Source organism: Pyxidicoccus sp. M6 (assembly GCF_055568925.1).
In genome coordinates this window covers 9,038,685-9,048,540 of sequence record NZ_CM145714.1, presented here as the reverse complement: position 1 = coordinate 9,048,540, position 9,856 = coordinate 9,038,685, and the positions used below count along the sequence as shown (strand labels likewise).

Annotated in this window: 6 protein-coding genes; 4 read left to right on the top strand and 2 right to left on the bottom strand. The window is 65.3% G+C overall.

Annotated features, from left to right (window positions below):
* Nucleotides 1-124 precede the first annotated feature (124 nt).
* The 4 genes from gltJ to ACVTJA_RS35410 all read left to right on the top strand — a co-directional run bounded on the left by gltJ (nucleotide 125) and on the right by ACVTJA_RS35410 (nucleotide 5,263).
* On the top strand, nucleotides 125-2,233 hold the full coding sequence (gene gltJ / locus ACVTJA_RS35425) for an adventurous gliding motility protein GltJ (RefSeq protein ID WP_465826358.1): 2,109 nt from the start codon (nucleotides 125-127) through the stop codon (nucleotides 2,231-2,233).
* Between the two features lie 242 nt (nucleotides 2,234-2,475).
* Entirely contained in the window at nucleotides 2,476-3,381 is a 906-nt protein-coding gene (locus tag ACVTJA_RS35420; protein ID WP_465826356.1) for a hypothetical protein, read from the top strand.
* Nucleotides 3,382-3,576: 195 nt separating this feature from the next.
* A complete protein-coding gene (locus ACVTJA_RS35415; RefSeq protein ID WP_465826353.1) occupies nucleotides 3,577-4,059 on the top strand; it encodes a toxin-antitoxin system YwqK family antitoxin in 483 nt (160 codons plus the stop codon).
* Between the two features lie 106 nt (nucleotides 4,060-4,165).
* On the top strand, nucleotides 4,166-5,263 hold the full coding sequence (locus ACVTJA_RS35410; RefSeq protein WP_465826350.1) for a TIGR04552 family protein: 1,098 nt from the start codon (nucleotides 4,166-4,168) through the stop codon (nucleotides 5,261-5,263).
* Between the two features lie 63 nt (nucleotides 5,264-5,326).
* Here the strand turns inward: ACVTJA_RS35410 and ACVTJA_RS35405 are convergent, their stop codons facing one another.
* The gene (locus ACVTJA_RS35405) at nucleotides 5,327-7,540 is read right to left on the bottom strand and encodes an Ig-like domain-containing protein (RefSeq protein ID WP_465826348.1); all 2,214 of its coding nucleotides are present in this window, start codon (nucleotides 7,538-7,540) and stop codon (nucleotides 5,327-5,329) included.
* Nucleotides 7,541-7,772: 232 nt separating this feature from the next.
* Nucleotides 7,773-9,419 (bottom strand): signal recognition particle protein, encoded by a 1,647-nt coding sequence (gene ffh / locus ACVTJA_RS35400; protein ID WP_465826345.1) that lies wholly within the window; start codon nucleotides 9,417-9,419, stop codon nucleotides 7,773-7,775.
* Between the last annotated feature and the right edge of the window lie 437 nt (nucleotides 9,420-9,856).

Below are 9,856 nucleotides of genomic sequence, written 5' to 3'. Positions count from 1 at the left end.
CGGAAGAGGGTTCACGCGTTGATTAGCAGCCGGGCGGGCGTGGTGCCGATCCTTGACCCCTCCGGTGGGCACTTCTACGATTCAGGCGGGATTTCTCCCGTCATTTCCGAGGCTTACGGAAAAGATGCGTTTCGTCTGCGACAGCTGCCGCGCGCAGTACATGATTAGCGACGACAAGGTGGGCCCCAAGGGGGTCAAGGTTCGTTGCAAGAAGTGCGGCCACACCATCACCGTGCGCCCCGCGGGCGCACCGGCCGCGAAGGACTCGGCGACTGAGTCCGCGCCTGCGTCATCCTTGAGTGCGAGCGGCAACGGCAAGGAGGCGGAGTCGTCCGCTGCCACCATGCCCGCGTCGCTCGGCACGCCGCCCGAGGGCGGCCTCTTCACGGACTGGGAAGAGGACGAGATTGGCGCCGTCTTCGACCAGGTGCTCAGCTCCGGCACGCACAAGATTCCCGCGGGTGAGGCGGCCGGTGAGGCCGCGGCGCGTGACGCCACCGCGGAGAACGTGCGCAAGCTGGCCGAGGCCGAGGCCGAGCCCGCGAAGGAGGACGCGAAGTCCAACGCCGCGGCGCACGAGTGGTACGTGGCCATCGACGAGAAGCAGGTCGGCCCGTTCACCGTGGAGAAGGTGAAGGACCTGTGGGACCGCGGTGAAGTCGGGCCGGACAGCCTCTGCTGGCGTTCTGGCTTCAGCGACTGGATTCCGCTGTCGGAGACGGCGGAACTGGCCTCGGTGCTGGCGCCGCGTCCGTCCAAGCCCGTCATCGTCGCGCCCGAGCCGGTGTCCGGCACCACGCCCACGGTTTCCTCGGGGCCGGTGCAGTCCGCCTTCGCCGCGGGCAAGGCGTCGCGCTCCGATGGCGTGCTGGCCGCCGCTTCCGAGGAGCCGGTGGGCTGGAAGCCGTCCGCGGCCAGCGTGCTGGCGTCGCTGGTGAAGGAGGAGAACGACGCGCTCGCCAAGCCGCCGCCGACGCCCGCGCCGGCGCTGGGCAAGGAGCCCGTGTCGCAGTCGCGGCTGCTGGACGTGCCCATTCCTCCGCCCGAGCCGGTGTCCTCGCCGTCGCTGCGCGGGGCCGACGTGGCCATGGGCCCGCAGATGCCCGTCGCCGCGCCCATGCCGTACGGGCAGCCGCAGCCTGCGCCGTATCCGCAGCAGCCCATGCCGCCGCACTACGCGCAGCCCGCGCCGTATCCGCAGCAGCCCATGCAGGCGCCGTATCCGCAGCCGGGCTATCCGCCGGCGTACCCGCCTCCGGGCGTCGCGCAGGGCGGGGGCAAGAGCAAGATGGGGCTCCTGGTGGGCGCCGCCGCGGGCCTGCTCTTCGTGGCGGGCGGCGCGGTGGTGTTCTTGATGAACAATGGCAACAGCCGCGCCGAGACGCCTCCGGGCGCGCAGGCGTCGGCGGCCCAGCCGACCGCGCCGGTGCAGGCGAACAACAACCTGCCGCCCATGCCTCCGCCTCCGACCGGCATGGCGCAGACGGCACCCGCGACGGCTCCGGCCGCGGCTCCCGCGAGCCCCACTGCGGCTCCAGGGACGGCTCCGGCCGCGACTGGCGCGGTGGCGGCGGCGCCCGCGGCTGGCACTGCGACTCCGGCGCCCGCGGCGACGCCTCCCGCGACGGGGACTCCGGCGGTGGCGGCGGCGGCTCCCACGCCTCCGCCCGCGGCGGCTCCGGCCGAGACGGCGAAGGTGCCGGACAACGCGGTGGCGAAGGTGGAGCGTGGCTCGACGCCTCGCAAGCCTTCCTCCTCGTCCGCGCGCCGTGATGATGCCGAGGAGAAGCCCGCGCGCGTGGAGCGCGCCTCCTCGTCTTCTTCGAGCGAAGCGGAGGGCGACGACTTCGACGAGCTGTTCGGCACGAAGAAGCCGAAGGCGGAGTCGAAGCCTCAGGCCGAGGCTCGGCCCACCACGTACGTTCCGCCCGAGCCGGGTGGCGCCACTCCGGACCGGCTGCAGCAGTCAGACATCATGTCGGTGGTGCTGGCCAACAAGCCCGCCATCCTCAAGTGCGTGAACGAGCAGAAGAAGAAGGACCCGAGCCTGAGCGGCAAGCTGGTGATGCGGTGGACCATCCAGACGAGTGGCAAGACGACGGCCGTCTCGTGCCGCACGGATGAGTACAAGTCGACGTACATGGCGACCTGCATCTCCGGGCTCATCAAGAGCTGGACCTTCCCGCGGCACAAGACGCAGGGCGCGCCCATCGACTTCCCGTTCACTTTCTGAGGTGAAGGGAAGGTGGTGTGCGAGACGGGCGTGACGTGTGCGTCACGCCCGTTTTCGTTTGGAACTGTCCGCTTTTGTGAGCGCTGAATTTCCTCAGTGGGAGGGCGTCGAGACGGCGGTCGACACTCGTTGACACGTCCGGACAGGCAGGACTAAAGCCTGCCCGCTTCTACGGACGATTGGGGCCTGGAGTCAGTGGCCGGAGGCCCCGAGCGACGTTCCCACTAGGAGGAAGGCTCAACATGCAGCTTCGCAAGATGATGCTGGTGCTCACGGCGCTGAGCGCGATGGGCGGTTTCATGGCTGGTTGCGGTGACGACGATGAGGGCTCGACCACCTGCACCAGCAACGATGACTGTGCGGGCACCGAGATCTGTCACCCGACTGCTGGCGTGTGTGTGACGACGTGTGAGGCGAGCACGGACTGCCCCGAGTCGGCGAAGACGTGCGCGCCGCTGGGCGGCACGAGCTCCGAGGCCAACACGAAGATCTGCCAGTGCTCCACGGACCAGCTCTGCAACGGCGGCTCGGACGCCACCAGCACCGACAAGGTCTGCTCCGACCTGGACAACGTCTGCGTGACCAAGTGCACGGCGGACTCTGACTGCACCGGCGACCGCGTCTGCAACACCGGCTCCGGTCAGTGCGAGGAGGGTGACACCACTGGCGACACCTGCTCCGGTGAGGGCCTCTCCACCTGCTCCTACGGCCAGATCTGCTCCAGCAGCGTCTGCTCCGCGCCCCCGACGCCGACGTGCGAGAACTACACCAATTTCCCCACCAAGTCCGATCTCGGCACGACGGGCCCCATCATCTACAAGATCGAGTTCGTGAGCGCCCAGACCGACACCGCCTTCTGCACTGGTGCCAGCAATCCCAAGCGCCTGCGCATCCGGGTCTCTGCGTACTCCAACACGCCGTTCCCCCAGACCTCCGCAGAGGTGAGCCAGTTCTTCTACGTCCAGACGACCGGCGGCAAGCTGAACGCGAGCATCAGCAGCTCGTCGGGCAACTACGTCGTGTCGGGCACCAACCGTGACAATGCAGTGATTATCGTCAACCTGTGCGTTGCGGCCACCAGCACGACCAACTCCGCTGGCTACTACTTCAAGGGTGGCAACTTCGCCTGCCTGCAGTCCAACTACTAGCAAGAGCAGATGAGGGACCGAGCCCCGCCCCGGCAATATGGGCGGGGCTCTCTTGTTGTGGGAGTCCGCGCGTACCCGGCCCTGGCGCCGCGCATGCCGCCTCCAGGCGCCCGGGACGAGAGGGTGAATATCATCTGAACCCCTGCGTCTTTTGCGGTGCGCGCGGGAAACCCGGCGTCTCGAAAAGGAGAGTCCATGCTGTCTACCAAGCTGATTCGAATGCTGACCCTGGGGCTGGCCCTTGCTGCTCCCTCGGCGATGGCGGGCGACACCGCTGCGAAGCTGAACTGCCCTGCGGGTACGACGCAGGCCGGTACAAAGGCGGAGGGCCTCACCTGCGTCAAGGCGAACACCAAGGCCGAATCCCAAATCGCGCACGGCGCGTATGTCGAGTACCACCCCAATGGGAAGCTCAAGACCCAGGGGCAGTTCGAGAATGGCCTCAAGGTGGGAACCTGGGCGTTCTACGATGAAGCCGGCACCAAGTGGAGCACGGCGGAGTTCAAGGCCGGTGGGTGGGATGGCCAGCGGGTGATGTACTTCCCCAGCGGCAAGCCCCGCCTCATCGAGGAGTACCGCGACGGCAAGAAGAACGGCGTGGTGAAGGAGCTGGCTGAGGACGGCCGCGTCGTCAGCCAGGTGCGGTACGAGAATAACCGCGCGGTTGCGAACGAGTAGCCGACCGCTTGACGGGTTGTAACGACGGCCCTTTCCCTTCGGGGGAAGGGCTTTCGTGCTTTTCGGGGGCTTTTCCCAGTGCGGCGGCTCGGCTAGGAAGCCCAATGTGAAGCCCCCCTCGCTCACCCCCGTGCTCCCCGACATGCCCCTCCTCACGGTGAAGGAGATGGGCCTGCGTGAGCTGGAGCGCATCCGCCTTATCCTCCGCGGTGGCTCGGTCATCGACTGGCGGCGGATGCACTTCCAGACACGGGACGAGGTGGACCGATTCCTGCGCCTCTACCAGCTCGATGTCTCCCGGCCCTACGACGAGGCCTGGGCCCGGGGCGTGCTCGCGGAAGCGGTGGAGTACCTGCGCAAGACGTTCAACTACCGCGTCGCGGACGCGGTGGCGCAGCCCGAGGAGGTTCACGACCTGTTCCTTTTCGCTTCGGGCGCGAAGGGCTCACCGCGCCACCGCCGCATTGCCTGTGTGGTGCTGAAGGTGATGCACGTCATCCAGCACATCGAGGGGAGGGACTTGCTCTTCCGCTTGGCCGTGTCCGAGGCGGAGCTGGCCGAGTTGGTGACGGAGAAGGTGCTGAACGTTGCTCAAGAGATGCAGGAGAAGGGCCTGCCAGTGGTGGAGTTCGCGCACTCCATCAAGACGCGGGACTCGCTCGTCACCAAGTTGCTGGCGAAGAAGGAGACGGTGGCTGCTCAGGTCTATGACCGCACGCGCTTCCGAGTGGTGACGAGGAAGCACGAGGATCTGTTGCCGGTGCTCTACTTCCTCACGCAGCGGCTCTTTCCCTTCCACCTCGTTGTGCCGGGCCAGACGGAGAACACGCTGCTGCCGTTCAAGGCGGTGCTCGCGGAGAACCCCCACTTCGAGGCGCACATCCCCCAACTCCACCTGGACCGCAACTACGAGGACCGGGAGGACCGCAACGGCAACGCATTCTCAGGCAACACCTACCGGGCGCTCAACTTCGTGGTGGACATCCCGGTGCGTATGGACGCGTACCTGCCCCCGCCGGAGCAGGACACGCGTCCACGCAAGGGCCGCATCGTCATCTCCCTGGTGGAGTTCCAGATCGTCGACGAGGAGACTGCGCGCCTCAACGAGATGGGCGAGAACGCCCACGAGGCTTACAAGCGACGTCAGAAGCAGCGGGTGCTAAAGCGCCTCAGCCAGGGGTTGGTGGTTCCCAAGAAGCCATAGACGTCAATTCTTCGGGCTTTGGGCACGAGCACTTGAGTCATCGTCAAACGCTCGTGCGAGGACTCACCTGTTGAACTGTTGAACGAAAACGCTTGTTGTTACGCCATCGTTTTCTGTCCAAGCAACTATCGGACGGTTTTCCCGATCAAGAGCAAGAGAGGGCCTGCTCCCAGGACTGCTGGCTCCGGACCGAGCATTGAGCGGTGTCCCAATGGGCTCCCAACCGGTGCCAGTGAGTCGATAGACAAGAATGACTTGCTCGGGTGAAAGAAAGCCGCTCCAGGCCAATATGGGCCGCCCATCTTCACCAAGCCCAAGTGATGGGCTGCTATTGTGTGTCAGTCCTGCGCTTGCATGTTGGGCAGCCTGCCATGATGCCCCCAGCCACTGAGTGAAGTGGATCTTTGCCTGAGATGAGTCAGAAGCCGGGTCCTCGCTCCATGCGACGAGTGGCGCACCCGAGCCACTGACTGCGATAGATGCGTTGCAGTATGAACAGCCCTCGGCATTTACAACCAACGGGCTTCCGATTTGATCGCGGTTGTTCTTGAGCACGCCAACGGCTCGGACGCCAATTGAGTCAAAGTGTGCATTATATGTCACGTAGAGGTTGTCGCCTTGGCTTGCCACCGAGGTAAGTCCCGAGTTGAACTGACTCGACGGCAGGGAAACGACGACTGAACTCCAAACAGAAGCTTGAGGGTGCAGGCTGAAGGCCTTGATTTCCGTTCCTGCGCCGTTGAAATAGTTCGTGTAGAGGTGGATGGTCCCATCCTGAGTCATGGCAAGCTTGGACATGCTGTGCCAGGTTTCTGAACCCGAAGACTGCAATGGCACTTCAGGTAGCGGTGACCAGTTGCTGCCATTCCATTTCCGGACGTAAACGTTCCTGGCCGGTCCCATATTTGTATACTCGATCCAGGACACAACAATCTCCTTCGATGGAGTAATCAAGAGGTCTGGGAATTCTGCATTCGTTCCATCCGAGGCCAACGCGCTCAGGGCTGAACCGATTGAGGTCCAGATGTATCCATTCCACCTGGACACATGAATGTTCTTGGTCGTGCCATTGGACTCGGACCATGCGATGACAGGCTTTCCATCCAGGCCGAGCTTCATCACCACGTTCTCAGCAGGAGTTGCACCCGAATAGGCGGAGATGGCTCCGCCCAGTTCCTTCCAAACGGGGACTGTGAAGGTCCAGGGAGCGGAGAGGACCAAGGGGTTGCCGGCAAGGTCCGTGACGGGCTGCTCTGCAGTTCCCAGGTTCACGGTCATGGTGCTGGGCACCGGCAGCGGTGCTGACGGCGTGAGGGTCAGCATGCGGCCATCCTCGGAGAGGGACGCGGACTGGGCGACCACCGTGCTTCCATTGGCCGTAAGCGTGACGTTGGCCGGCGTCACGGTGGACGCCTTCAGCGGTTCGCTGAACGTCACTTCGATGGCCGTCCGCGCGCTCACGTTGGACTCTGCCTGGACTGGCGTCCGTGTTTCGGTCCTGGGGGCCGTTCGGTCGACAATCACCGTGCGCTCGAAGGATGCGAACCCCTGAGCGCCGCGAATCGCATATGCGGTGATGTGGTGCTCTCCCTCGGGAACCTCCGTTGTGTTCCACGAGTGCTTGAAGGGTGGTGTGGTCAACCGGGCCAGGACCACCGTTCCCTCCCTGATCTCCACACTCTCGGCCGTTCCACCCTCCACGACAGCCTCGAGTGAGAGATTCGCATTCGCGTAGGTCGTCGCGTCAGAGGGAGACGCCCAACGAACCAGGAGGTCTCCCAGCTTTGTGATGGTCAGACTGAAGGAGGCATCCCGGGTCAGGCTCCCGGCGACTGCGCGCACCGTCAGTGACCTGCTGCCAGGCTCGGCGCTGGTCGAGATGGCCACCTTGAGATTCGCCGTTGTGAAGCCTGAAGGAATCGTCACGGACGAGGCGGAGATGCCAGCCGGTGCATCCACGAGACTGAGACTCACGCTTTCCGCGAACCCGCCAGTGCGGACGATGTCCACCTGGAAGTCCTTGGTATCACCCTGGAACGCCGAGTCCTGGAACGGAGTGACGGTGAAGGTGAAGCTGGGAACCGGTGTCGGCCCCGCATCCGCGGTCTGACCCGCATCCGCGGTCTGGCCCGCATCGGGCAGGGGTTCTGAGCCTGCGTCAGTAGGAGGAGGATCGACGACTTCAGGCACGTCGATACAAGCCGACGCCAGGAACAGCAGGGCTAACGGAACAAAGAGATGAGGTCTGGGCATACCGGCACGCATCGCAAGAGGCATTCCAAGCCCTGACTTCCAGGAGCACAGGGCCCGCACGGCCCACAGCCCTCGCGATCTCCGGCCCCTCTTGCACAGCCCCGGCCCTGCAATCCAGCCCCACCGTGTCCCAACCCCCGGACGGGAGTCCGCCCCACCAGACGCACAGGCCCCAGAAACACGAACGCCCACAGCCCCGGGAGTCACACCGGGACGGTGGGCGTGCGAGCCACAGCGGCCGTGAATCCAGCCGTCTCTACCGCTTCTTGCGGCTCTTCTTCTTGTTCTCCTTCTCCTTCTTGCGGCGCTCCTTGATGGCGTCGCGGTCCTCGGACTTCGCGCTGGCGGAGGGCGGGGCGTAGCCCATCAGGCGGGCCTTGGCCATGGCGGCCTGGCCCATGGGCGGCGTGTAGCCCGGAGCCACCTGAGGCATCTGCAGCGGCATGCCCATGCCCGGCATGCCTCCGCCCATCATCTTCTCCATCATCTTCGGATCGCCGCCGAACATGCTGGAGAGGTCCATGTTCTTCATCTGCGACAACTGCCCCAGCTGCTTGAATCCAGGGATGCGGCCCAGCAGGCCCGGGTTCTGACCAATCGTCCCCATCACCTGCTGCATCATCCCGAACTTCTGGAGCAGCTCGCGGACCTCTTCCACCTTGCGACCGCTGCCCTTGGCGATGCGGCCGATGCGGCTGTTGTTGATGATGTCCGGCCGCAGGCGCTCCTTCGCCGTCATCGAGTCGTACATCGCCTCGATTTTCGTGAGCTCCTTCTCGTCCGGATTGAGGTGCTCGGTGAGGTCGCCGAAGAGGGGGAACTTCTCCAGCAGGTCCTTCAGCGGGCCCATGCGGCGGACCATGCGGATCTGCTCGACGAAGTCCTTCATCGAGAACTGGCCGGACAGGAGCTTCTTCGCATCCTCCTCGGCCTTCTTCTCGTCGACGACCTGCTCGAAGTCCTTCATCAGGCCGACGATGTCGCCGAACCCGAGGATGCGGCCCGCGAGGCCGTCCGGACGGAACTCCTCCAGCTTGTCCATCGACTCGCCCATGCCGAGGAACTTGATGGGCTTGCCCGTGACTTCCTTGATGGAGAGCGCCGCGCCACCACGCGCGTCACCGTCCAGCTTGGTGAGGATGAAGCCGTCCAGGCCGAGGCGCCGGTCGAACTCGGCGGCGGTGCGCACCGAGTCCTGGCCAATCATCGCGTCGCACACCAGGAGGATGGTGTCCGGGTGGACGTTGGACTTGATGGACTCCAGCTCGGTCATCAGCGCCTCGTCGATGGCGAGGCGGCCGGCGGTGTCGATGAGCACCACGTCGCACTTCTGCTCGCGGGCGGCGGCGTAGCCACGCTTCGCCAGCTCGGGGGGCTGGAGGCCGGGCTCGTGGTAGACGGGCACCTTGAGGCGCTCACCGAGCACCTTGAGCTGGTCCACGGCGGCGGGACGGTAGATGTCCGCGGCGACGAGCAGGGGCTTGCGGCCCTCCTTGAGGAGCCGGTTGGCGAGCTTGCCGGTGGTCGTCGTCTTACCGGAGCCCTGCAGGCCCACCATCATGATGCCCGACAGCTGGCCCTTGGGCTTGAGCGCGAGGCTGGTGTCCACCGGTCCCATGAGGGACTCCAGCTCGTCGTGGCAGATCTTGATGAAGTGGTCCATCGCGCTGACCTTGCGCTTCTGGCCCGACTTGTCGGTGATGGTCGTCTGCACCGTTTCACCCACGACCTTCTCGCGGACGCGGGCGACGAACTTCTTCACCACGTCGAAGGCCACGTCGGCCTCGAGGAGGGACACGCGGATGTCGCGGAGCGACTCGTCCACCAGCTCCGGAGTCAGCTCGCTCTTGCCGGCGAGGCGGTTCTTGGCGGCGCGGAAGCCCTTGGTGACGGTCTCAAGCATGGGGGGCGCTTTATAACAGGGGAAGACGGGATGCGACGGTGGAGCGCATCCGGGCCGTCGAACAGTGGAGAGATGGGCCCCGGGAGCCCCACCGCGAGGGCGGCACGAGCCGGAGGGCCTGAAATCATCAACGCCTTTCGGGGGTTGGCGCATCCCTCAGGGGCTCGGGAGCGCGCCCTCCCACACGGAGCGGGGGCCCTTCTCAAGCCCCTGGGAGCCGTGGAGCCTGGTCGCAGGCAGTCCTGGCACGGGGGAGGGCGGGCCGGTGCTCGGGACCTTTGCCGGGAGAGGGACAGGCCCTGTAGGGTGTCGGGCGGTCCATCAGCGCACGAGTGGCGGAACTGGCAGACGCAGCGGACTTAAAAGCGCCTGCTTTTCAGAGGGTAGGATTGGCAGAAACGGCCACTTCCCCTACTGTCTCCCTACTGACCACTCAA